The following is a 23,377-nucleotide window of genomic DNA, read 5'->3' on the forward strand; positions in this document are numbered from 1 at the left end:
CAAGGTCATCATTATACTGATGACCTTGTTTTTAAATTTTAAAGAAGAAATTAATTAATTAATTTTGTATTACTAATTGATAAATTAAGTCCATCGATATCTATATAATATAAGTTACTCTTTTCATCAAAATAATAATTTATAGGTATGTCGATATAATTATTTGTCAATTTATTTACCTTTGGTATTGCCTGGATTTTAGCTTCTGGAATATCAAATTTAACTTCAGTTTTTTCTGTTATTTCAAAACCTTCAATTGTTAGAATGCTTTTAACAGCAACATCAAGGAATTCATTTTCGGAAAAATTATCTAAATTTATCTTTCCGTTATTTCTACTAATTATACTTAATTCATTTAAGCCATTATTTTTTGATAAATATACGATATATTTTTCTCCTTTTTGTAAAGCAGTATATTCCTCTACATGAAGATATTCATTTTGTGCAGTAATAGCTGCTGACTCATTAAATTTAATATTTGAACCTAAATCTAAATCATTTTTATAGTACTCAAGTACTTCAACTTCTCTTGTTGCATAATGATACATAATTGAAGGAGAGTTTTCTTCATAAACTACTGTACTATTACTCTAAGATAATTCATCTTTCACTTGAACTAATGCAATTACATCAGCAACATCAACTATTTCATCGTATTCAAAAACCTCATGGCTACCTTGTAATGGAATATCTATTGGTTTATTACTGGAATTTATATAATTAAATCCCACTATAAAGAACACAGAAAAGAATAAAATTATACTTAGAGTTTTTAATTTTTTCATTCTTATTTACCCCATTTCTGCTGTAAACTAAGTCTATCATATAGTTGTATAGAATAATCCGTTTTAACACCTTGTACCATAATAGAAAGTGTTGATTCTCCCGGCGGGTGAGCCATACTCAAAGCATGTCCCATTTCATGTGTAGCTGTAGCAGTTCGCTTAGTATCTGTATCTAAAAGAGTAGTTTTATATTGATAAACCATCGCTTTTACCCAAGTATCAGATAAAGTTGCAGAAGTTGCAGATGTACCAGTCCATGTCTTGTAGGGATACATAACCCCTAAATCCCCAGATAACGGTGCGTTAATAGAATTAAAATGTGTTACTACTTGTGCAGTAGAGCCATATTGATTTGACCCGCTAGAATATGTATAAGAAGCTTTCGAGGAAGCTCCGTTCCACTGGCTAGCTGCAGTAGTTGCTATTGAAGATGAGCCAGAGCCAACACCCCAAGTTAAGTGCCCCGATACAAATCCTCCACTCCATTCCGCTGCTTGCGTGTGGCTTGATAGATTTAATACACTAAAAGCCACTAAAGAAAAAATAAAATACTAATATTTTTTGATTTTAACATAAAATACCTCCCATTCCTTTTATGGCAACCATATATAAGTTATCTTTAATTTACTCACTACTTCGATTATTGTGTTTCTAGCGTACTGAAAGTATTGCATTGAAAATATTTCCTGTTTTATGAAAACTACTTTCGTGTTCTGATATTGTATTGATTTTTATCTATCCCAAGATTTATTTATGTAAGTATTAAATAAAGCCTACCGATAGATGGGCTTTATCGATCGGGGTTTATAAAAAACTCCCTAAATTTAGAATAGTTAAATCAGGAAGTTCATTTGCTTGTTTAAGAACTTTTTTAACAAGTCTATGTGAATCTGTTGACACCACATGTAATTCTTCTTTTTTTAGACATATTTAACCCCTTTAGAACTGGTCCACTATCATCAGTGGCTTAATCGTAACCACCTTATCACATTGTCCAATGGCTATCTATGCTTGAGTAAAATTGTGAGGCTTCACAAATATTATGTTAACTTATTGACTACGTATGAAGAAGGGCTTGAACGTATTTTTTTAGAAATGTATGTACCGATAAAATAATGGCAAAATGGGTTTGACCTGTGAGCAACCCCTAGGTTTATGCTGAAGATATTCAGATGGAATGGGGGATCTACTTGCCTAGAAAAAAGAAATTAAAAAAACCCGTAGCAAGCTTTATTGTTTTAACCAACATCATTTTTTGGCCACTTTTCTGTGTTGTAGGAGCCGTCAAGCTATTAGGCTATCCGACTTGGCTATTTGATATCGTACGCTGTCTATCAGCTTGGTCATCCACCTTTGCCTTTGCGCTACTTTTTCCAAGAATCTATCCTGAGCAACGTTTTATACACTTTGTCAAACAAAAATTCAAAAACAAACTGTCATTTTCAGTAATTGTTTTAATCGTGATGATACAAACAGCTATCTTTATCGTGATTTTGTTTCATATCAAGAATAATTATGAAGAAACCTCCATTTTTACGCTGTCCTCATGGGGCATGCTGAGCTTTTATTTTATTAAAACGCTTTTGTCAGGACCACTAGGTGAGGAGTTAGGATGGAGGGGCTTTGCACTGCTGGAGCTTCAAAAGAAGTACTCTCCATTAATAGCTTCTATTATCATAGGCTTTTGGTGGGGAATGTGGCATTTACCGATATGGTTTACAACAGGGTTTATAGGAATGGATTTGATCAAATACAGCTTCTTCTTTATGCTATCGATTATAGCTACGACCATCATCATGACAGTATTTTATACGATCAATCAAAATTTAATGATTCCTATTATTATTCATCAGCTCTTTAATTTTTTTATCGGCTCCATCAATGGAAACCTAATTGATTTAATCATGTATAATGCCATTTTATATTCGGCGGTGGCCGTACTACTTATTTTGATTAATCCTAAAAAAGTATTGTATAGGATACATCAGCCAAATAGCTAGAAAGAATCCATTTTGTATAATGGATTCTTTTTTTCTTCCGTTGCTAAATTTATATTGTATACATTTATATAGATAGTAAAAAAACGTTTTTTCGCGTGAATTGCCATGGATTTCTTGTCAACCTTATGCAAGGAGCGACTTACTTTTGACAATAAAAATAAAAGTCTATGAATTTATAAAAATACACTTGTATTTATTTTTATAACATGATACTATTCGTGTATAAACTTTTAAATGAATGTATAAACATACATATCGATAGAGCAATGGAGGCGCATTTTTAATGGCAAATAAAAAAGTGGTATTAGCTTATTCAGGTGGACTTGATACTTCGGTAGCAATTCCTTGGTTAAAAGAGCAAGGTTGGGACGTAATTGCAGTATGTCTTGACGTTGGCGAAGGAAAAGATCTTGAATTCGTAAAAAATAAAGCTCTTCAAGTAGGAGCGATTGAATCATATATGGTGGATGCGAAAGACGAATTTGCTGAAGGGTATGCATTAATTTCTTTACAGGCACATACTTGGTACGAGCAAAAGTATCCATTAGTATCAGCACTTTCCCGTCCGCTTATCTCGAAAAAATTAGTAGAGATTGCTAATCAAGTAGGCGCAGATGCTGTTGCGCATGGTTGCACAGGTAAAGGGAATGACCAAGTTCGTTTTGAAGTATCAATTAAAGCATTAAATCCAGATTTAGAGGTATTAGCACCAGTACGTGAGTGGGGCTGGAGCCGTGATGAGGAAATCGAATATGCAATGAAGCATAATGTACCGATTCCTGCAACATTGGATTCACCATTCTCAATCGACCAAAACCTATGGGGTCGTGCGAATGAGGCTGGCATTATGGAAGATCCATGGGTGTCGCCACCAGAAGAAGCTTATGGCTTAACTGTTTCAGTTGAAAATGCACCGAATGAAGCCGAATATGTGGAAATCGAGTTTGTAGCTGGTAAACCAGTATCATTAAACGGAAAAGAAATGAAGCTTGCTGATTTAATTCAAGAATTAAATGCAGTAGCAGGTGCTCATGGTGTAGGACGTATCGATCACGTTGAAAATCGTTTAGTTGGTATTAAATCTCGTGAGGTTTATGAAATTCCAGGGGCAAAAGTGCTGTTAACAGCGCATAAAGAGCTTGAGGACTTAACGCTTGTAAAAGAATTAGCACACTTCAAGCCAGTAATTGAGAAAAAACTATCTGAATTAATTTACGACGGTCTATGGTTCTCACCATTACGTGATGCTCTTGAAGCATTCCTTGCGCAAACACAACAATATGTGAATGGTACAGTACGTGTGAAACTATTTAAAGGACATGCGATTGTAGAAGGACGTAAATCACCAAATTCATTATACAGTGAAAAGCTAGCAACATACTCGAAGGAAGATCAATTCAATCACGCTTCCGCTGTAGGCTTTATCGAGTTATGGGGTCTACCAACTGTAGTGAACTCATCTGTAAATAAAAAGTAATGTTGAACAAGCAAGGTGTGGTGAGGCATTTGTGCTTATACTACACCTTTTAATAAGTAATCGAGGAAAAGGTGAGCTGACATGACAAAACTTTGGGGTGGACGTTTCCAAAAATCAGCAGAAGCATGGGTAGACGAGTTTGGCGCATCCATTGGCTTTGACCAGCAACTTGTGCTAGAGGACCTTGAAGGTAGTGTTGCACATGTCACAATGCTTGGTGCAACAGGAATTTTACCAGCAGCTGACGTAGAGGCCATTCTAGGTGGTCTTGCCCAATTAAAAGATAAGGCAATCGCAGGTGAGCTTGAATTTAGCGTTGCCAATGAAGATATACACTTAAATTTAGAAAAGATGTTAATTGATTTAATAGGTCCTGTCGGTGGCAAACTCCATACAGGACGTAGCCGAAATGACCAGGTAGCAACGGATATGCATCTCTTCTTGAAAAAGCGGGTGCAGGAAGCAATTGATTTAATTGTGACGTTCCAGCAAACGCTATTAGACAAAGCACAAGAGCATATTGAAACGATTGCACCAGGTTATACGCATCTACAACGTGCACAGCCAATATCCTTCGCACACCATCTAATGGCTTATTTTTGGATGCTAGAGCGTGATAAACAACGCTTTACAGAATCCATAAAACGTATTGATATTTTACCTTTAGGTGCTGGGGCAATGGCAGGGACAACTTTCCCGATTGATCGTTTAAAATCAGCAGAGTTATTAGGGTTTAGCGAGGTTTATGCAAACTCCATGGATGCTGTAAGTGATCGTGATTTCATCGTGGAATTTTTAAGTCATTCCTCCTTACTTATGGCACATTTATCACGCTTTGCTGAGGAAATTATTATCTGGTCTACAGATGAATTTAAATTTATCGAATTGGATGATGCCTTTTCTACAGGTTCGTCGATAATGCCACAAAAGAAAAACCCGGATATGGCAGAGCTTATTCGTGGTAAAACAGGGCGTGTATATGGGAATCTAATGGGCTTATTAACGGTATTAAAGGGTACACCATTAACGTATAACAAAGATATGCAAGAGGACAAAGAGGGCATGTTCGACACTGTTCATACGATTCTTGGTTCACTTAAAATCTTTGAAGGTATGGTTCGTACAATGACTGTCAACACGGAACGTTTACATCAGGCTGTTCACGCTGATTTTTCAAATGCAACGGAGCTAGCAGATTACCTTGCTACAAAGGGGATGCCATTCCGTGAGGCACATGAGGTGACTGGTAAGCTTGTCTTTACATGTATTCAAAAGGGCATATATTTATTAGACTTACCATTGGAAGAAATGCAGCAAGAAAGTGCGTTAATTGAAGCGGATATTTATGATGTACTGGCGCCAGAAGCGGCTGTTCGCCGCCGCCACTCCTTAGGTGGTACTGGCTTTGAACAAGTAAAAATCCAAATTGAGAAAGCGAAAGCCTGTCTTGTAGCCATTTAATTATTGCGTGCATGTCCTTGTGACTTTTTGCATAGATATTCATTAAAGCTGTCCTGTGAGGCACTATGAAAACCTTTATCCTTTTTCAACTGAGCCAGAGGGTGACGTGAAGAAGAGAACCTTACATATGTGAAGGACAATCCCCAATTCTGGAGACGCGGAATTGGGGTTTTTGTATAAGTAAATGTAGGAGGGATGAAGAAATGAATGAACGTTTTACAAAGGGGCTCGAAGCAATTAAACAATATGTGACAGAGGAAGAAGCAGCAAGGATGATTGAATCCGATGCATTAGCCGATATAGCACCCGATTTACGCAAAATGATTATTGAATTTGCTTACGGTGATGTCTATTCACGACCTGGGCTGGATGCAAAGAGTCGAGCACTCGTCGTGATCACAGCAGTTGTTACACAAGGTGCTGCACCACAAACCAAAACGCATATTCAGCGTGGATTACATGCAGGCTTGACACAGACAGAAGTGGTCGAGGCACTTTTACAATTAGTACCCTACATCGGTTTTCCAAGAGTGCAAAATGCTTTAACGATAGCCCAACAAGTCTTTACAGAAAAAAGCTGAAGCATGTATAAAAAAATAGGGAATGGCTCATAATAAGAGAGGAACCACTTATTAATCTAATCTGATGGGGAGGATGCAGAATGAGTAGTAATAGTCAAACACCCAAAGACCAAGAATCTCAGGAAAGTCCGCCACAACTGTTGAAGGTTGAAGCTTTTTAAATCTTAAGCCTAAAGGTGAAACAGAACATTCTGTTTTGCTATAGATTAAGAAGAAGCGTAAACCATACCAGTTAAAATCAAATAGAAGCAATAAGTGTCCATGGATCCAGAATTATTCTGGGTCCTTTTTGTTTCTTATTCTATAGTTCACAAGATCCGCTCTAAATGAAGTTCAAAGCGCTCCTAAGGAAGGAGAACCCGCTCTAAATGAAGTTCAAAGCACTACTAAGGGAAGGCTCCCGCTCTTATTGTGAAAAAACCTCTACTCAACACCATGAAAAATTCCTTCATTTGACATTAAAGAAAATCTGTATTACTCTATACATAACAGATTTCTGTTTGGTTACAAGCAATACAGATTGGAGGGTTATTATGCAAATACAATTAGATCCAAACAGTGAATTGCAGCTATATAAACAATTGGCCAATCAAATAATAGAATGCATTGCGCAAGGCGAGCTGAAAAATGGTGATACTTTACCGTCTGTGCGTGCGATGGCTACGGATTTAGGTATTAATGTTAGCACGGTCAGTAAGAGTTATCATGAACTTGAAGAGAAGGGCTTAATTGAATTAAAGCCGAAAGCAAAAGCGGTCATTATTGGTGGTCAAAAGAGAGAGCTGGAAGAAACGGAGGTTGAAAAAGTCGAAAATGCCTTGAAGCCTATTATGGCGGAGGCTTTTGCGCGAGGGCTCGAAAAAGAGCAAATGACAAGTTTGTTCCAGCGAATTTTAAAACAATGGAAGTAGGGGTAGTATGCTTATAATCTTAGGCATCTTTATAATCGTCGGGATTTTGGAAACGATGACACCGCATTTAACAAGAAAAACGATTGTCTTTGGTGTTTCCATCCCAGAACCTTATGTCAAACATCCACAATTAAAGCTGTGGAAGAAGCATTATAGCCAAGTCATCGCAGGGATTGCAGGCTTATTTTTAGTAGGTCAAATAACTCTCTATCTTTCACCTATACAAGAGGAGAAGGCGTCTTTAATATCCTTTATCCTATTGTATGTCATGCTTCTTTTATCATCAGGACTTTACATGAGTTATCATGTCAAAACTAAAAAATTAAAGGTGCAGGAGCAGTGGGAGGCACAAATTAAAGCAGTATATGTGACAGATTTATCGATCCGCCAAAATGAAGAAACATTGTCACCTATATTTTTTAGCGTACCCATCATCATCACACTTGCATTAATCGCTTTTACGTACATGAACTATGAGTCAATCCCAGAGGTTTTTGCGACACATTGGAATGGAGCTGGAGAGGTCGATGGTTGGACTCAAAAATCACGGCTCTCAGTCATCAGTATGCCGCTTATATTATTGGCAATTCAAATTAGTTTTTTCATGATGAATCAAGGCATGAAAAGTGCCAAAATCCAATTAAGTGCACAGGCCAAAGAAGCATCCATCCATCGGGAGTTAACTCAGCGTAAATACGGAAGCTGGTATCTGGCTGCCATTAATTTTAGTATGACAATTCTATTTGTTGTTTTACACTATACAACCGTTATTTTACAAGAACAAACGGCTCCCTACTTTTTCCCACTTTTTCTTGTCTTTAACGTCGTTACGTTAGGTGGTTTACTAGTGTTCATTTGGAAGCTCAGTAAAAGTAATGAACGTTTTGATGAGGTACATACAAATGAAACAGCTGTGACAGATGATCAATACTGGAAATGGGGTGTTTTTTATTGCAATAAAAATGATCCATCCTTATTAGTGCCTAAAAAGTTCGGGATCGGTTGGACTGTTAATTTTGCGAACAAATGGTGCTATATCTTAATTGCTATTACTTTACTGCCAATTTTATTGGTGATTTTCATATAGAAAGGAAGATTGGATGAAAAAATGGTTATTGATTTGCTGTACAATTTTACTTTTAGCTGCCTGTGGGCAAAAAGAGGTCACTGCTCAACATCAAGGAACAAAGGGGACAAATGCAATGAATGAACAGTTTATTGGAAAATGGGAAGGAACTATTGAAACGCCAAATGGACCATTACCGATTATAATCGATTTAAAGAAGGAAAGTGGTACATTATCCGTGCCAGCACAGGGCTTATCTAATTTTCCATTCCAAAGTGTGACGTATACAGGTGATAAAGTAAAAGTGGCCATTAATTTAAACGGCTCTGCTATTGCCATTAATGGCACAATCAAAAATGAACAAATAGAGGCTACATTTCAACAAAATGGTGGAAAATATCCTTTAACACTAAAGGCTTATAAAGAGCAACCTGTTACCTATGACACATTAAAAATTCCCGTTCAAAACGGTAACTTAACAGTAGCTGTACAAAAGGCTTCTCCATCTCCATCCCCAGTGGCACTGATAATAGCAGGATCGGGGCCAACGGATAAAGACGGTAATTCCGCTTTAGCTGGAAAAAATAATAGCTTGAAAATGTTAGCGGAAGGTTTAGCACAACAGGGCATTGCGACGGTGCGTTATGATAAGCGAGGACTTGGAGATAATCAAGCGCTCTTAACAAAGGAAGAGGATGGAACGTTTGACCAATATGTTGATGATGCTGTGCAAATTATCCAAACATTGATGGCTGATAAAACCTACACAAGTGTCCATGTGATTGGACATAGTGAAGGCTCACTCATTGGTTTGCTCGCGGCTCAAAAGACAGGCGTAGCATCCTTTGTCTCCATTGCCGGTGCAGGTAGACCATTGGATGAAGTGCTTTTAGAGCAATTAAAGGGTCAATTAGCACCAAAGCTTTTCAACGAATCCACGAATATTTTGACAGCTTTAAAGCAAGGGAAACAAGTGAAAAATATTTCGCCAGAGCTACAAGCCCTTTTCCGTCCATCTGTACAGCCTTTCCTGATTTCCTTGCTAAAGTATCAACCTGCTGATGAGCTAGCCAAAGTAAAAGGACGTGTATTACTGTTACAAGGAACTACAGATTTACAAGTGAAGGAAGCCGATGCCGAGGCATTGAAGAAAGGTAAAAAAGAGGCAAAATTACTTTATCTAGCGGGTATGAATCACGTATTGAAAAAGGCACCAGCAGATCGTGCAGAAAACTTAGCAACCTATGCAGACCCTTCGCTGCCACTGCATGAAGAATTATTACCAGCAATTGAGCAATTTATTAAAAATGAAAAGTAGGATGATTAACCTTGGGAGTTATTGTCTATTTAATTATCATGCTGCCGTTTCTCATCTTCGCCATTGTTCTATCGCAAGGTAAAGGAGCTTTTCTACTTGCAGGTTTTAATACAATGGCACAGGAAGATAAAGAACAATATGATGAAAAGGCATTGGCAAGATTTATGGGAAAAATGATGTATGGCTACTGTTTTTGTGTCCTTTTATGGATTCTAGACGAATTATTCCATACACAATGGTTATTTCACGTTGGTCTTGTGCTTTTTGTCGCACTCACGCTTTTTTTATTGATCTATGCGAATACAGGTAATCGTTTCAAAAAATAGCATGTAAGACAAAGTAGAACCATTTTATAATGGTTCTATTTTTTTTTGAAAGCGCTTTATGAAAATTATTTAAAATCTAAATATTTGGAAAACCGTAATTTTAGTGTCGCGAATATGCTCGTTCTTACATTGTTTTTCTTCTTTTCTGTAAAAATAGAATTTTAAGAATAATTAGTATTATTATAGATGACATTAAAAAATTACTAAGTTAGGAGAATTCTTTGATATGTCGCAAATGTTAGCACTGACGATAGTACTTGCTATTCTTTACATCGGAGATATTGTAGCAACAAGAACGAAGGCGTGGATTCCATCTGTGTTCGTCTGTGCGGTATTATTTTTAATCGGCTATTGGACATTCTTCCCGAAAGATATTGTGAGTATTGCCGGGATTGGTCCAGTCGTTGCCACGATGTTAATGTATTTACTAATTACGAACATGGGTACACTTCTGTCCCTTAAGGAATTGAAAAACCAGTGGAAAGCCATTGTTATTTCTTTAGCTGGTATTGTAGGCATCATCGCCATATTATTTACAATTGGTGCCTTGCTATTTGATTTAAAAACGATGATTGTGGCAGTTCCACCATTAGTCGGTGGTGTTGTGGCAGCGCTAGTGATGTCAGAAGGCGCTTCTGCGGCTGGCTTAGAGGATTTAGCCGTCTTTGCCATTGTGATTTACGTCATTCAAGGTTTTGCAGGATACCCCATCACGTCCATTGTATTGAAGCGTGAAGCAAAACGTTTATTAAAGGAACACCATCAGGGGAATTTACAATCGGTTACAGAGGTAGAGGAAGATGCTGAACAGTTATCTGAGCAACCGAAATTATTTAGGAAAATTCCTGCTAAGTACAATACAGAATACTTTAAATTTTTCCGTTTAGCGCTTGTTGGATTATTAGCGTATGGTACATCTACAGCATTAGCACCTGTAGTGACAGTCAATGCATTAGTGCTATGCCTAGTGTTTGGTGTGCTTGCATCGACATTTGGTTTTTTAGAAAGACAACCATTGCAAAAAGCAAATGGCTTCGGCTTTGCCATTATGGGCTTAATGCTCTTTATATTCGATGGCTTAAAACAGGCATCCCCTGAAATGCTGATGCGTATTATCGTGCCATTAGTTGTGTCAATTGTCTTAGCGGTCATTGGTATGTATATTTTCTCTTTCATCGCAGGGAAAGTTTTAAAGGTCAGCCCAAATTTAGCATTTGCTGTATCCTTAACAGCGCTCTATGGGTTCCCGGCAGATTATATATTAACGAATGAAGTAGTAAAATCGTCCACAATCGATCAAAAAGAAAGAGATATGCTGTTAAGTCATATGTTGCCACCGATGCTTGTGGGAGGTTTCATTAGTGTAACGATAACATCTGTTATACTAGCAGGTATTTTTGTCAATTGGCTATAAAGAAGGAGAGAGTCAGCATGAATAAAATGAAAGAAATTATTGCAGAATTAAATAGTGAGCTTGTGACGATTCGTCAAAAATTGCACAGCGAGCCAGAGCTTTCTTGGGAAGAGTATGAAACAACGAATTATGTAGCAGCGTATTTAGAGAACCTTGGTATTCCGTATAGACGAACAGAGCCAACAGGCATTATTGCGGAGTTAAAAGGGGGCAAGGAAGGAAAAACCGTTGCCTTACGTGCGGATATGGATGCATTGTCAGTTTATGAAATACGAGAAGATATTCCGTATCGCTCTAAAACTGATGGTAAGATGCATGCCTGTGGTCATGATGCACATACAGCCATGTTGCTAATTGCAGCTAAGACATTACATACGGTACAAGAAGAAATTGAGGGAACAGTTCGTTTTATTTTCCAGCCAGCTGAAGAAGTAGCTACAGGCGCAAAAGCGATGGTAGAGCAAGGAGCAATGAAAGGTGTAGATAACGTCTTTGGTATTCATATTTGGTCACAAATTGACACAGGAAAAATTCAGTGCAATAAAGGTCCTGCCTTTGCCTCTGCTGATATTTTCAAAGTACGCTTTAAAGGGCAGGGCGGGCATGCCGCAGTACCACATGATGCCATTGATGCCGTGATGATTGCTTCAACGTTTGCTTTGAATGTTCAAACAGTTGTGGCACGTACAGTCAATCCACTTCGACCCGCCGTTCTTACAATTGGAAAAATGGAGGTTGGTACACGCTTTAATGTAATTGCGGAAGATGCCATTTTAGAAGGGACAGTGCGTTGCTTCGATAAAGAGGTTCGTTCACATATCGAAGCGCAAATTCGTCATTATGCTGAGCAGATTGCGTCACTTTATGGTGGCACAGCAGAGGTTGTTTATGAATATGGTACACAAGCAGTCAACAATGATGTGGCGAGTGCCAGCTTAGTCGAGCGCCTTGCAGCTGAACATTTTGGCGCAGAAGCTTATCATATTGATGATCCGACAATGGGTGGAGAAGACTTTAGCTTTTACTTAGATGAAGTCCCTGGCTGCTTTGCCCTAGTAGGCTCAGGCAATACAGAAAAGGATACACGCTGGGCACATCATAACGGCCATTTTAATATCGATGAAGATGGTTTGCGCGTTGGAGCCGAATTATATGTACAATATGCGTTAACTTGGTTAAGCGAAAACAAATAAAGAGAAGTGGACAAGCTTCTTAGGAAATTAGTATAAATTCACCTTAGCTGGTCATAATAAAGAAGATTTCACTTATGAAATCTATAATGATGAGGAGGATGAAAAATGAGTAGGTTCGAACAACTAGACCCCAAATCTCAAAAAATCCACCGCAACTGGTCAAGGATTAAGCGATCAAAATCGCAAGTAAATGGTGAAACGGAGATTACTCTCCATAACCGTCTCTTGCGAAGTGAAGCAAAGGCCCGTCAGTTTTAATCATGCTAGAAAAGTAAGTGTCATCAAGCCCAGAAAAAATTCTGGGTTTTTCTTTATGAGTAAAATGAGAACGATGTATAATATAAGTAATTTCTAACAGAAAAGGAGAGGAATGCCATGATTACGCCTATTCCAATTTATCTACAGCCATTTGCAGAAAACGTGCAATTTATAGATGGCGTTGAATCACAGTTTCAGCTCCAATCTAGCGCAGGCAATGAACAATTTGAAATTTGGTATCACGGTGATTTGCTAATGATTGAAGGAGAGGAAATGATGCCTTTTATTACAGGCTCAACCGCTAAAATCGTTGCCAAAGATCCTTTAACAGCGGAGGAAATTTTGCTCTTTGATGCCACGCTACATGGTTATAATGCGCTATTTTGTGAGGCGTATACCGAGGCACATCATGACAACCGTCCACTGGAGAAATATATTCTGCCTGTAACAGAAGTGGTATTATCATTTTTCTATAATATCGACTATGACGAAGAAATAGACGACTATGAGGTAGATGAACAAGAAAATGTACGGCTCATAAATGGAGAAACCGCTAACTGGGAAACGATTAAAAGAAATGGCTATGATGCATTTGCTTTTTATTTCAAAAAAGAAGATGGAACACTTTTAGCATTTGTTGAAGAAGAGCTAGCCTAATAGGAAAGGATTTTCGCGAAATGCAAATCATACAATTTACACAAGATTTAGCAAATCCAATACATCAATACAAATCCGTCGATACATTTTATAGAAAAATCACGAAAACGGAAATGCCTACGACGATCGGTTTCATCTATATTGAGCCAGGTGGAGTGGTTGGTATGCATGAAGCACCCGTTCCACAGCTCTTTATCGTTATTAATGGCGAAGGATGGATTAGTGGTGTAGATGATGAAAAAATCACGCTAAAAACAGGGCAAGGCGTGCTATGGCAACAAGGACAGGCACATGAATCTGGTAGTATAACTGGCTTAACAGCACTTGTTATCCAAGCGGAGCAGATAAATCTTACATAAATAAAAGTGTAACGGTAGTTGCAAGAACCGTTACACTTTTTCGTATTGCTTCACCAATTTAACTGTCTTAAGTAGATGACCATCAAATTGTTCATCAAATTCTTCTATCGATACAAATCCCTTTGCTTGATAAAAATGCATACCAAGTTTATTTTCTTTCTCTACACAAACAAATAAAGACGATAGATTTGGGAGCATACGTAAGCCTTCCTGTAAGAGTGCAGTACCAATGCCCTTACCATGCATATCAGGATGTAAATAAATCGCATATAGCTCCGCCTCACCTTGTGTTACATTTGAAAAATTAGCAAAGCCTACTAGCTTTTCATCAAAAATTGCAACAAGAAACGGACTATTGATAAGACGTTCGATTAAACGTTCTCGACTATAGGCTTGTTGTATAAAACGATCTTGAATGTCATGAGGAATGATTCCCTCATATGTATAGTGCCAGCTTATTCTAGCAATTTCTTGTACAAAAGTAATGTCATTTTCTTGCATCTGTCGTATAATAAGTGTCAACACTTTTCACCTGCTATTCCAATTTTTTTCTTTATTGTAACATTTAATCATTCAAAGGGGGTCACTTTCATGCAAGTAGTTGAAAAAGCATTTGGCTATATCACGAGAACGCATGAGGATCAATTACAGGTACTCGTATTTGAACAGAATTTAGTTGGGGCAGGTATCCAGGTGCCCAAAGGTACGGTAGAGGAAGGGGAAACACCTTTAGACGCTGTGAAACGTGAAATGCTAGAAGAAACAGGTCTAACCACACTTGTCGTTCAAGCGTTAATAGCACAGGACTATTTTAATCATCCATCAGGTGTTTTACAGAAACGGTATTTTTATCATTTAACATCCGATGAAACACGAAATACATGGCAGCATCATCCAACTGGCTTAAACGAACGGGATTTACTCTTTTCGTTCTATTGGATTTCAGCTGAGCAAGATGCCTTGCTAGCAAAGGGGCATGGGGATTATTTATACCGATTGTTAGCAAAGGTGAAAAATTGAACCTATCATAATTAAACCGCGTCTAGTTGACGCGGTTTTTATGTTGATTCAACTAAGCCTTGGCAGCAATCTCTAGGGCTTGTGCAAAATCAGCAATTAAATCATCCACATGTTCAAGTCCTACAGAAAAACGTAGAAGGCCATCAGTGATGCCACGTTTAGCACGCTCCTCAGGCTCCATAGCAGCGTGACTCATTTTTGCAGGGTAAGACAGAATAGATTCTACTCCTCCAAGAGAGACCGCAAATACTGGAATTGTCATCGCCTCAACCAATGCTTTTGCAGCAGCATAGCTTGGTAGTCGGAAGGATAAAACAGCCCCAGGACTCGTGCTTTGACGCTGATGAATAGCGTAGCCAGGGTGTGAAGCAAGTCCTGGATAGTAGACCTGCTCAACTAGTGGATTACTAGCCAAATAGGCAGCAATTTTTTGTGCAGATTCAGCAGAACGACTAAAACGTACATCTGTTGTTTTAATGTTTTGTAGAAGTGTAAATGAATCCTGCACACCTAAAATATTACCGAATGAATTTTGGATAAAGTAGAGATCCTGTCCAAGCTTCTCATCTGCAGTAATCGTTAAGCCAGCAATAATATCAGAATGTCCAGATAAAAATTTCGTTGCACTATGAATAACGACATCCACACCAAGTTCTAGTGGGCGTTGATGTAACGGTGTCATAAAGGTATTATCCAAGAATGTAAGGCAGTGGTATTGCTTGGCAAGCGCCACTACACCACGAATATCTGTAATACCTAACGTTGGATTTGATGGTGTTTCCATATAAAGTAGTTTTGTAGCAGGCGTAATTGCCGCTTCTACAGCTTGTAGATCCGTAAAATCTACAAATGTATGGGAAATCCCAAAGCGAGGCAACACCTTTGTGACAAAACGATAGGTTCCACCATAAACATCCTCAGTCATGACGATATGATCTCCCTGCGATAACAGCATTAACGCTGCTGACACGGCAGCGATACCAGATGAAAATGCATGGGCACGAACGCCACCCTCAAGCTCTGCTACAGCTTTTTCTAACGCATCTCTTGTAGGGTTGCCTGAACGAGCATAATCATATTCTCCAAATTCATCTATACTTTCTTGGTGGAAGGTAGAGGACAGATACATTGGGACGTTAACAGCCCCTTTTTTATTACCATAGCCATCACGAACACCTGCGTGAATGAGGCTTGTTTCAATACGTTGCTTCATCAATTACGCCTCTTTTCTTAGGATATCAAACACTTGTCGTAAGTCTGCAATTAAATCTTCAGCTTCCTCAATGCCAACAGAGAAGCGTAATAAACGATCACAAACGCCACGCTCCACACGCTCTTCATACGGCATATCTGCATGTGTTTGTGTAGCAGGATACGTAATAAAGCTTTCGACACCGCCAAGACTTTCTGCAAAAGTAATTAACTTTAAGTTACGAAGGAATGGGTCAATCCACTCAGGCTTTTGCAAGCGGAATGACAGCATGCCACCTTTTCCAGTATAAAGGACATCTGTCACTAACTCTTCTTCCTCTAAGTAAGCAGCAATCGCCTTCGCATTAGCATCATGTTGTTTTAGACGAAGATGCATTGTTTTTAAACCGCGAATAAGTAACCATGAATCCATAGCTCCTAGCACCATACCACTGCCATTATGAATAAAGCCAATGCGTTCGGCTAATTCTGTGCCTTTAGCAACCACTAGCCCAGCTAATACATCATTATGACCACCAATATACTTCGTTGCAGAATGAAGCACAATATCTGCGCCTAATTCAATAGGGCGTTGGAAGTATGGCGTATAAAATGTATTATCCACAATTAGCCATGCCCCATGCTTATGTGCTAACTCCGCATACACTTGTAAATCAAATTCCTGCATAAGTGGATTTGTTGGTGTTTCAATAAATATTGCACGTGTATTTTCATTCATTAATGCCTCTACCTGTTCAACCGATTCAAATTTAGAATAAACAGGTTTGATATTATAAGTATCTTGGAAGAAATTAAATAGTCTATATGTACCGCCGTATAAATCATCTGGCACAACTAATTCATCGCCTGGTTTAAATAGGGATAACACCAATTGAATGGCAGCCATCCCGGAACTACAGGCAAAGCCCATATCGCCACCCTCTAAATCAGCAATTCCTGCTTCTAAAAGAGCACGTGTTGGATTTTTTGTACGTGTATAGTCAAAACCAGTAGACTCACCAATCCCAGTATGTTTATAAGCAGTCGATAAATGAATGGGCGGACTCACAGCTCCTGTTGCTGGGTCACTTAAATTACCAAGTTGTACAAGCTTTGTTTCAATACTTCTGTTTAATGTCATGACGTCACTCTTTTCTTCAATATTATTAAAAGCAACTAATTTTGCTTTCAATTTAATAGTATTCTCAATAATTGTTACCAATTTAACATGGATACTAAAGAAGAACAAGTTGATTTCTGAAAATTAGCTAGATTATTTAAAGTTAATCACCTAGGAATAGTAGGAGATTAATTTACTTCCTGTTATTTTCTAATGGAGTGATCTTTAGTAAGAACGAGCAGTTTCAAATAGAGCTAAAAGAAGTGGAGGATAGTTTCTAGTTAGCGGATACAAGATAGAAAGTAGCGGTTATAACGTGAAAAGTAGCGGATAGAACGTGAAAAGTGATGGATAGAGCAGGCATATTGAGGGATAGGTTCTAAAGTAGCGGATAAAACATGAAAAGCAGCGGATACAACATGAAAACTGATGGATAGAGCAGCCAAAGTGAGGGATAGGCTCTGAAGTAGCGGTTAAAACGTAAAAAGTAGCGGATACAACGTGAAAAGTGATGGATAGAGCAGCCAAAGTGAGGGATAGATTCTGAAGTAGCGGTTACAACGTAAAAAGTAGCGGATACAACATGAAAACTGATGGATAGAGCAGACAAAGTGAGGGATAGGCTCTGAAGTAGCGGTTAAAACGTAAAAAGTAGCGGATACAACGTGAAAAGTGATGGATAGAGCAGGCAAAGTGAGGGATAGGCTCTGAAGTAGCGGTTAAAACGTAAAAAGTAGCGGATACAACGTGAAAAGTGATGGATAGAGCAGCCAAAGTGAGGGATAGATTCTGAAGTAGCGGTTACAACGTAAAAAGTAGCGGATACAACATGAAAACTGATGGATAGAGCAGCCAAAGTGAGGGATAGGCTCTGAAGTAGCGGTTAAAACGTAAAAAGTAGCGGATACAACGTGAAAAGTGATGGATAGAGCAGCCAAAGTGAGGGATAGGTTCTAAAGTAGCGGTTAAAACGTAAAAAGTAGCGGATAGAGCAGGCAAAGTGAGGGATAGGCTCTGAAGTAGCGGATACAACGTGAAAAGTAGCGGATAGAACGTGAAAAGTGATGGATAGAGCAGGCGAAGTGAGGGATAGATTCTGAAGTAGCGGTTAAAACGTGAAAAGCAGCGGATACAACGTGAAGAGTGATGGATAGAGCAGGCGAAGTGAGGGATAGATTCTGAAGTAGCGGTTAAAACGTGAAAAGCAGCGGATACAACGTGAAGAGTGATGGATAGAGCAGGCGAAGTGAGGGATAGATTCTGAAGCAGCGCATAGAACGAAAAAGTAAAGGATACAAAATAAAAACATCTGCCTTCTTCAAATGAGAGACAGATGCTAATAGGTTAGGCTTGTTCTTTTTTAAGCAAGTCGCGAATTTCTTTGAGAAGCTCTTCTTTGGCATCGAGTTCAGGTGTTGGTTCTTCCACGACTGCCTCTTCTTTTTTACGTGTGAGCTTCGTCATAATTCGTAAGGCCATAAAAATGGCAAATGCTATAATTAAAAAATCAATGATGGATTGTAGAAATACACCAAAATTGATTTGGGCTTCACCTGAGCCAAAAACAAAACTCTTTGTTAAATCAATACCACCCGTTAAAACACCGACCAATGGCATGATGATATTTTCAACTAAGGAGGTAACAATTTTACCGAAAGCACCACCAATAACTACTGCTACTGCTAGATCGACAATATTGCCTTTCATCGCAAATTCTTTAAAGTCTTTCCACAAAATAAATTCCTCCCTATTATTATCCAAATAAATGAATCAATCTGTATTTTACTATATTTTTACCAAACCTTTCAACTGCTTTCATGGTGGAAATGATGTGTTTCTTCTAAGAGGATGACTTCAATCTTTCAAAATTGAAAAGATCTACTGCATATTACGGAAAATTTGGTAATATAGAAAAAGAATACTAGATTAGGTGTGACGTATGGCTAAGAAAAAGAATAAGAAACCCATGTTATCACCCGCGACAAAATTGGGTATGATAGCATTATTGATTCCCATTGCAATTACCGTGTATGTTCTCACATTTTTTGCGTGGAAGGAGCTTCAAACATTACCGATTTTTGAAAAGCTTGTACAGCAAAAGGCAATCGAGGAGATTCAACAGCACTTCGATATGAATATTCCTGAGCAATACATTCCCGTATATGTAGCTGCAGAAGAAAAATATGGTGTACCATGGACATTACTTGCTGCGCATCATCGTATTGAAACGCGGTTTTCTACGGTAGAATCAATGGTATCATCTGCGGGGGCAGAGGGGCATATGCAATTCATGCCCTGTACATTCGTTGGCTGGCAGCATCCCACATGCTCAGGTTTAGGAAAAGGAAGCATAACGAAAACTGAATTGATGAGTCCTGAGACAATTGCTAAATACGGAGGATATGGCGTTGACGCAAATGGCGATGGAATAGCCGACCCCTATGATATTGAGGATGCAGTATTTAGTGCTGCGAATTACTTATCTAAATACGGTGCTGCGACAGGGGATATTAAGAAAGCTGTTTATCAATACAACCATAGCAAGAAATATGTAGATGATGTGTTATATTACTACCAATTGTATAATGATTTTCACGATGAACTCCAAGCAGCAGTTCTTTTAAATGAAAAAAAATAAAGAGCCATCACAATGGATGGCTCTTCATTACATATTTAAGTTGCTTTACGCATACCTTTTAAAATAAGGCTGACGATAAAGATCAACACGATGGCACCGATTAGTGCTGGGAACACATAGAAATCACTTACTCTCCAGCCCCAGTTCCCTAAAACCATACTACCAATCCAAGAACCGACAATCCCTGCAATAATATTCCCGATGATGCCACCAGGTACATCTTTACCTAAAATGACGCCAGCTAACCATCCAAGAATTCCTCCGATAATTAAATACCAAATGAAACTAATCATTACTTTCATCTCCTTAAATTTAAGATATAATGGCGATTACTTAGTTATACCCTGAATGGAGTAGATTAAACACTGTGATGTTGTTTAGTAATTATTACATGTTGTAAATGAGACTGTAGACAAGTGAATGCAGGCTCTTTTGCTGTCCTCACTTTATAGCTAATCCAACTGCATAAATTACTGTGAAAATGTCCACATTAACTACAATTACTTCTATTTTGTACATAGACCAATTATCGCTTACTTCTATAGTATGTTCATGCATTTAATTCGTACCAGAAATGCTTGCAATGCCCAATCTCCATCAGCAATAAAATAATTAGCCATTTAACTAAATTATTTACTACAATCATCTTTTCATTCATAAAAAAGTCCACTATTTGTTGAAGCAGAATTTCAATCCCCCGTGCAGTCACATATTTCAGAGGGTGAAATTTTTTTGCGAAAAAGAAAAATGGGTAAATTTCCACTTTTTAATAGTTTGAAAATTCTGTATAAAGGGTTTATAATGTAGAAAAGGAGCGTGGTCATATGAATATGGCTGTTATGAAACGTTTAAATCGTCAAGGCTTTTTAATTGCGGGTTTGCATTTACTAGTGATGCTAAATCTTGCAGCTGATTTTTTATACGCATCGTAACCAATTAAATAGAAAGGTGAATGAAATGTTTATCCCATATTAAAACAACCGTGTAGTCTTATTGAATAACAGGCTCACGGTTGTTTTATTTTGCTCAAGTGATTAAAAAAGGAATTATTCTGTTAAATGTCAAATACATAGTACAGACAAGGGAGTGATTAAATGACGACAAGATTGGATCAAGCATTTTGTGATTTGGAAAGGCCATTTGCATGGTTGGACCTAGATGCACTAGATAAAAATATACAAAAGGTTCAAGAGGCTTGTGGTGGAAAACAAATTCGTATTGCAACAAAATCGATTCGTTCTATTGAAGTCCTTCGTTATATCCAGAAAAAGCTTGAGAATGTTGTTGGGTTTATGACATTCACTGCAGCAGAAACCCTTTTTTTATTAGAGCAGCAGTTTGATGATTTATTGCTCGGCTATCCAGTAATGGAAGAAGCACCGATTCGTCGATTGTTGCATTTTGTGAAAGAAGGAAAAATCGTCACCTTTATGGTAGATCGGCCAGAGCATATCGAACTATTGGCAAAATTAGGACAAGAAATTGGCGTACGTGTACAGGTTTGTATTGATATTAATGTTTCGAATGATTTTAAAGTATTGTATTTTGGAACAAAACGTTCTTCATTGTCTTCTCTTGAAACATTGACACCTTTTTTACAAGCCATTCAAAACACTCCTGCGATTGAAGTGGTAGGAGCCATGGGCTATGAGGCTCAAATAGCAGGTGTTGGCAATCGTCCAGCGAATGCTTTAAAAGGTAGAGTCATAGAAGCCATGCAGGTACAAGCCAAAAAGCAAGTAACACAATTTCGTCGATTAGCAATCGCCCATATCAAGGCTTATTTTCCAAATCTGCGCTTTGTTAATGGCGGTGGGTCAGGAAGTATGACATACACTAATCAACAAAAGGAAGTAACGGAAATGACAGTTGGCTCGGCTTTTTATGCGCCAGCATTGTTCGATCAATTTACACATTTACAGCTAGAAAAGGCTGCTGGATTTGCCTTACGTGTAACAAGAAGGCCTGAAAAAAATATCATTGTTTGTCATGGTGGAGGTTATACGGCTTCTGGAGCAATAGGGATGGATCGCTTGCCTGTATTCTATGACCCTACTACTTTTGCATATCTTAGTCTAGAAGGCGCAGGGGAGGTGCAAACACCAATTAAGGTCAAAGGGAAAAGTATCAATATTGGCGATACCATTTATTTTCGACATGCAAAGGCTGGAGAGCTTTGTGAGCGTTTTCAGGTCCTGCATGCTATTCGTGGGGACAAGTATGCAGGACCTTACACAACATATAGGGGGGATGGACAATGTTTTCTATAGAAAATTGGCGAAATGGGGAAAAGTGGACAAATTGGGCTGGTAATGTCATTTCCTATCCTAGTGAAATGTATTTACCACACTCTATTGATGAAGTTTCAGCAATTGTGAAGCATGCATGCCAATCAGGAAAGACAATCCGTGTCACAGGTGCTGCACATTCTTTTAGCGCTGTAGCTATGCCTGAGCATATAGCTATTTCCTTACATAATCTGCGTGGATTAATCGCTGTGAATGAGGAAAGACAGGAGGCAACATTATGGGCGGGGACCTATCTATATGAAATTGGACCAATGCTAGCGAAACACGGCTTTGCGTTAATCAATATGGGCGATATTCAGGAACAAACCATTGCAGGTGCAGTGTCAACTGGCACACATGGCACAGGGGTTACACTTGGTTCTCTTTCGTCAGCTGTCGAGGCATGGGGGTTTGTAGACGGCACTGGGACTTATCAGGAACATAGGAGAGGGATGGATGATTTATCTGAAGCGCTGCATGTATCTCTCGGAATGCTTGGTGTTCTTGTCAAAGTAACGATTAAGGTCATGCCACTATATGGTTTGCATTATATTGGGGCAAGAGAAACATTGACAAATGGTCTCTCGCTATTTGCCGAGGATATTCGTCAGCATCGTCATGTAGAGTGGTTTTATTTCCCTGGTAGTGAAACAATACAAGTAAAACGGATGAATGCAGTCGCGCCTGTCTTTCAAAGTGAATGGAATAAAAGAATAGAAACGTTAAAGCTACAAATAGTAGAAAATGGGGCCTTCTTTGCGATGTCAGAGCTTTGTAAATGGAAACCACGTTTAAGTGGTGCTATGAGCAAGATAGCGGCTGCCAATGTGGTAGAAAGTGAAAAAGTAGGGATAAGCTATGAAATTTATCCTTCACCTCGAAGCGTGAAGTTCCAAGAGAGTGAATATGCCATCCCTTTATCCCAATTTGAAGCTTGTTTAGAGGAAATCCATGCAACCTTTAAAAAAGGCACTTTTAATGTTCATTTTCCTTTAGAGTGTCGAACAACTGCAGGTGAAGCAGGTTTTTTAAGTCCAACACAAGGGCGTGAGTCGGCTTTTATCGCCTTTCATATGTATAAGGGAATGGCAGAAGAGCCTTACTTTAAATGGGTGCATACATTGATGCAAAAATATGAAGGTCGTCCTCACTGGGGGAAACAACATCATTTAACAGCGCAAATGGTTCATGCGTTGTATCCAGAGGTTGAGAAGTTTTTAAGCATTCGACACCAATATGATCCTGAACAAGTATTTTTTACAGGATACTTAAAAAAATTGTTTCTATTGTAAGCGTTATCTCTCTGATTCTGTG

25 protein-coding genes are annotated in these 23,377 nt (G+C 38.4%); 17 read left to right on the plus strand and 8 right to left on the minus strand.

The annotated features are described in order from the left end of the window. Positions 1–50: 50 nt before the first annotated feature. Genes V1L66_RS09325 through V1L66_RS09335 form a run of 3 tightly spaced genes read right to left on the minus strand, consistent with a single transcriptional unit; the run spans position 51 to position 1,318 of the window. Positions 51–548 (minus strand): hypothetical protein, encoded by a 498-nt coding sequence (locus V1L66_RS09325; RefSeq protein ID WP_312127151.1) that lies wholly within the window; start codon positions 546–548, stop codon positions 51–53. Between the two features lie 42 nt (positions 549–590). Continuing rightward, positions 591–785 carry a hypothetical protein gene (locus tag V1L66_RS09330; RefSeq protein WP_312127153.1) on the minus strand — a complete coding sequence of 65 codons (195 nt, stop codon included), beginning with the start codon at positions 783–785 and terminating at the stop codon, positions 591–593. Between the two features lie 2 nt (positions 786–787). Then, positions 788–1,318 carry a hypothetical protein gene (locus tag V1L66_RS09335; protein WP_312127155.1) on the minus strand — a complete coding sequence of 177 codons (531 nt, stop codon included), beginning with the start codon at positions 1,316–1,318 and terminating at the stop codon, positions 788–790. 657 nt (positions 1,319–1,975) lie between these two features. Here V1L66_RS09335 and V1L66_RS09340 point away from each other — a divergent pair. The 13 genes from V1L66_RS09340 (at position 1,976) to V1L66_RS09400 (ending at position 13,806) form a co-directional block, all read left to right on the plus strand. Beyond that, positions 1,976–2,785 carry a type II CAAX endopeptidase family protein gene (locus V1L66_RS09340; protein WP_312127156.1) on the plus strand — a complete coding sequence of 270 codons (810 nt, stop codon included), beginning with the start codon at positions 1,976–1,978 and terminating at the stop codon, positions 2,783–2,785. Between the two features lie 283 nt (positions 2,786–3,068). Then, positions 3,069–4,262: an argininosuccinate synthase gene (locus V1L66_RS09345; protein ID WP_312127158.1), complete on the plus strand. Its 1,194-nt coding sequence runs from the start codon at positions 3,069–3,071 to the stop codon at positions 4,260–4,262. Between the two features lie 81 nt (positions 4,263–4,343). Continuing rightward, on the plus strand, positions 4,344–5,723 hold the full coding sequence (gene argH, locus V1L66_RS09350; protein WP_016992885.1) for an argininosuccinate lyase: 1,380 nt from the start codon (positions 4,344–4,346) through the stop codon (positions 5,721–5,723). 203 nt (positions 5,724–5,926) lie between these two features. Further along, positions 5,927–6,304 carry a carboxymuconolactone decarboxylase family protein gene (locus tag V1L66_RS09355; protein WP_036077386.1) on the plus strand — a complete coding sequence of 126 codons (378 nt, stop codon included), beginning with the start codon at positions 5,927–5,929 and terminating at the stop codon, positions 6,302–6,304. A gap of 533 nt (positions 6,305–6,837) precedes the next feature. Then, positions 6,838–7,215 carry a GntR family transcriptional regulator gene (locus V1L66_RS09360; protein ID WP_333006853.1) on the plus strand — a complete coding sequence of 126 codons (378 nt, stop codon included), beginning with the start codon at positions 6,838–6,840 and terminating at the stop codon, positions 7,213–7,215. A gap of 7 nt (positions 7,216–7,222) precedes the next feature. Beyond that, the gene (locus V1L66_RS09365) at positions 7,223–8,302 is read left to right on the plus strand and encodes a DUF5808 domain-containing protein (RefSeq protein WP_333006852.1); all 1,080 of its coding nucleotides are present in this window, start codon (positions 7,223–7,225) and stop codon (positions 8,300–8,302) included. Between the two features lie 13 nt (positions 8,303–8,315). Beyond that, positions 8,316–9,599, plus strand: a complete 1,284-nt coding sequence (locus V1L66_RS09370) for an alpha/beta hydrolase (RefSeq protein ID WP_016992881.1) — start codon at positions 8,316–8,318, stop codon at positions 9,597–9,599. Between the two features lie 11 nt (positions 9,600–9,610). Beyond that, positions 9,611–9,925: a DUF3784 domain-containing protein gene (locus V1L66_RS09375; RefSeq protein WP_036077384.1), complete on the plus strand. Its 315-nt coding sequence runs from the start codon at positions 9,611–9,613 to the stop codon at positions 9,923–9,925. 226 nt (positions 9,926–10,151) lie between these two features. Then, entirely contained in the window at positions 10,152–11,339 is a 1,188-nt protein-coding gene (locus tag V1L66_RS09380) for a hypothetical protein (protein WP_333006850.1), read from the plus strand. 17 nt (positions 11,340–11,356) lie between these two features. Beyond that, on the plus strand, positions 11,357–12,532 hold the full coding sequence (locus V1L66_RS09385; protein WP_333006849.1) for an amidohydrolase: 1,176 nt from the start codon (positions 11,357–11,359) through the stop codon (positions 12,530–12,532). Between the two features lie 105 nt (positions 12,533–12,637). Next, positions 12,638–12,790: a YpzG family protein gene (locus V1L66_RS09390; protein ID WP_004231380.1), complete on the plus strand. Its 153-nt coding sequence runs from the start codon at positions 12,638–12,640 to the stop codon at positions 12,788–12,790. A gap of 117 nt (positions 12,791–12,907) precedes the next feature. After that, positions 12,908–13,447 (plus strand): hypothetical protein, encoded by a 540-nt coding sequence (locus tag V1L66_RS09395; RefSeq protein WP_333006847.1) that lies wholly within the window; start codon positions 12,908–12,910, stop codon positions 13,445–13,447. Between the two features lie 20 nt (positions 13,448–13,467). Beyond that, positions 13,468–13,806 carry a cupin domain-containing protein gene (locus V1L66_RS09400; protein WP_333006845.1) on the plus strand — a complete coding sequence of 113 codons (339 nt, stop codon included), beginning with the start codon at positions 13,468–13,470 and terminating at the stop codon, positions 13,804–13,806. A gap of 30 nt (positions 13,807–13,836) precedes the next feature. Here V1L66_RS09400 and V1L66_RS09405 read toward each other — a convergent pair whose 3' ends face one another. Further along, positions 13,837–14,328, minus strand: coding sequence for a GNAT family N-acetyltransferase (locus V1L66_RS09405; protein WP_333006844.1), 492 nt, complete (start codon positions 14,326–14,328; stop codon positions 13,837–13,839). A 69-nt stretch (positions 14,329–14,397) separates the two neighbouring features. On the opposite strand from V1L66_RS09405, the gene V1L66_RS09410 reads away from it, so the two are divergent. Next, positions 14,398–14,826 carry an NUDIX domain-containing protein gene (locus tag V1L66_RS09410; protein WP_333006843.1) on the plus strand — a complete coding sequence of 143 codons (429 nt, stop codon included), beginning with the start codon at positions 14,398–14,400 and terminating at the stop codon, positions 14,824–14,826. Between the two features lie 52 nt (positions 14,827–14,878). Here V1L66_RS09410 and V1L66_RS09415 read toward each other — a convergent pair whose 3' ends face one another. The 3 genes from V1L66_RS09415 to mscL form a co-directional block, all read right to left on the minus strand. Continuing rightward, positions 14,879–16,039: an aminotransferase class I/II-fold pyridoxal phosphate-dependent enzyme gene (locus V1L66_RS09415; protein ID WP_333006842.1), complete on the minus strand. Its 1,161-nt coding sequence runs from the start codon at positions 16,037–16,039 to the stop codon at positions 14,879–14,881. 3 nt (positions 16,040–16,042) lie between these two features. Continuing rightward, entirely contained in the window at positions 16,043–17,158 is a 1,116-nt protein-coding gene (locus V1L66_RS09420) for a methionine biosynthesis PLP-dependent protein (RefSeq protein WP_026023403.1), read from the minus strand. 1,323 nt (positions 17,159–18,481) lie between these two features. Beyond that, complete coding sequence (gene mscL / locus V1L66_RS09425; protein WP_036077369.1) at positions 18,482–18,871, minus strand: large conductance mechanosensitive channel protein MscL; 390 nt, start codon at positions 18,869–18,871, stop codon at positions 18,482–18,484. A gap of 205 nt (positions 18,872–19,076) precedes the next feature. On the opposite strand from mscL, the gene V1L66_RS09430 reads away from it, so the two are divergent. Continuing rightward, entirely contained in the window at positions 19,077–19,775 is a 699-nt protein-coding gene (locus V1L66_RS09430; RefSeq protein ID WP_333003990.1) for a lytic transglycosylase domain-containing protein, read from the plus strand. 35 nt (positions 19,776–19,810) lie between these two features. Here V1L66_RS09430 and V1L66_RS09435 read toward each other — a convergent pair whose 3' ends face one another. Continuing rightward, positions 19,811–20,068: a GlsB/YeaQ/YmgE family stress response membrane protein gene (locus V1L66_RS09435; protein WP_004231402.1), complete on the minus strand. Its 258-nt coding sequence runs from the start codon at positions 20,066–20,068 to the stop codon at positions 19,811–19,813. An 801-nt stretch (positions 20,069–20,869) separates the two neighbouring features. On the opposite strand from V1L66_RS09435, the gene V1L66_RS09440 reads away from it, so the two are divergent. After that, entirely contained in the window at positions 20,870–22,045 is a 1,176-nt protein-coding gene (locus tag V1L66_RS09440) for an amino acid deaminase/aldolase (RefSeq protein WP_333003984.1), read from the plus strand. Next, the gene (locus V1L66_RS09445) at positions 22,033–23,355 is read left to right on the plus strand and encodes a D-arabinono-1,4-lactone oxidase (protein WP_333003983.1); all 1,323 of its coding nucleotides are present in this window, start codon (positions 22,033–22,035) and stop codon (positions 23,353–23,355) included. Before V1L66_RS09440 ends, V1L66_RS09445 begins: the two co-directional genes overlap by 13 nt. The last annotated feature ends 22 nt before the right edge of the window (positions 23,356–23,377 follow it).

It is taken from the genome of Lysinibacillus sp. IITD104 (assembly GCF_036698265.2).
GTDB classification, from domain to species: Bacteria; Bacillota; Bacilli; order Bacillales_A; family Planococcaceae; genus Lysinibacillus; species Lysinibacillus boronitolerans.

Bases quoted from the DNA above. Each gene is read 5' to 3' on its own strand.
- V1L66_RS09325 (WP_312127151.1), bottom strand. From the start codon at position 548: ATGTATCATTATGCAACAAGAGAAGTTGAAGTACTTGAGTACTATAAA.
- V1L66_RS09330 (WP_312127153.1), bottom strand. From the start codon at position 785: ATGAAAAAATTAAAAACTCTAAGTATAATTTTATTCTTTTCTGTGTTC.
- V1L66_RS09345 (WP_312127158.1), top strand. From the start codon at position 3,069: ATGGCAAATAAAAAAGTGGTATTAGCTTATTCAGGTGGACTTGATACT.
- argH (WP_016992885.1), top strand. From the start codon at position 4,344: ATGACAAAACTTTGGGGTGGACGTTTCCAAAAATCAGCAGAAGCATGG.
- V1L66_RS09355 (WP_036077386.1), top strand. From the start codon at position 5,927: ATGAATGAACGTTTTACAAAGGGGCTCGAAGCAATTAAACAATATGTG.
- V1L66_RS09360 (WP_333006853.1), top strand. From the start codon at position 6,838: ATGCAAATACAATTAGATCCAAACAGTGAATTGCAGCTATATAAACAA.
- V1L66_RS09365 (WP_333006852.1), top strand. From the start codon at position 7,223: ATGCTTATAATCTTAGGCATCTTTATAATCGTCGGGATTTTGGAAACG.
- V1L66_RS09370 (WP_016992881.1), top strand. From the start codon at position 8,316: ATGAAAAAATGGTTATTGATTTGCTGTACAATTTTACTTTTAGCTGCC.
- V1L66_RS09380 (WP_333006850.1), top strand. From the start codon at position 10,152: ATGTCGCAAATGTTAGCACTGACGATAGTACTTGCTATTCTTTACATC.
- V1L66_RS09385 (WP_333006849.1), top strand. From the start codon at position 11,357: ATGAATAAAATGAAAGAAATTATTGCAGAATTAAATAGTGAGCTTGTG.
- V1L66_RS09390 (WP_004231380.1), top strand. From the start codon at position 12,638: ATGAGTAGGTTCGAACAACTAGACCCCAAATCTCAAAAAATCCACCGC.
- V1L66_RS09395 (WP_333006847.1), top strand. From the start codon at position 12,908: ATGATTACGCCTATTCCAATTTATCTACAGCCATTTGCAGAAAACGTG.
- V1L66_RS09400 (WP_333006845.1), top strand. From the start codon at position 13,468: ATGCAAATCATACAATTTACACAAGATTTAGCAAATCCAATACATCAA.
- V1L66_RS09410 (WP_333006843.1), top strand. From the start codon at position 14,398: ATGCAAGTAGTTGAAAAAGCATTTGGCTATATCACGAGAACGCATGAG.
- V1L66_RS09415 (WP_333006842.1), bottom strand. From the start codon at position 16,039: ATGAAGCAACGTATTGAAACAAGCCTCATTCACGCAGGTGTTCGTGAT.
- V1L66_RS09420 (WP_026023403.1), bottom strand. From the start codon at position 17,158: ATGACATTAAACAGAAGTATTGAAACAAAGCTTGTACAACTTGGTAAT.
- V1L66_RS09430 (WP_333003990.1), top strand. From the start codon at position 19,077: ATGGCTAAGAAAAAGAATAAGAAACCCATGTTATCACCCGCGACAAAA.
- V1L66_RS09435 (WP_004231402.1), bottom strand. From the start codon at position 20,068: ATGATTAGTTTCATTTGGTATTTAATTATCGGAGGAATTCTTGGATGG.
- V1L66_RS09440 (WP_333003984.1), top strand. From the start codon at position 20,870: ATGACGACAAGATTGGATCAAGCATTTTGTGATTTGGAAAGGCCATTT.
- V1L66_RS09445 (WP_333003983.1), top strand. From the start codon at position 22,033: ATGTTTTCTATAGAAAATTGGCGAAATGGGGAAAAGTGGACAAATTGG.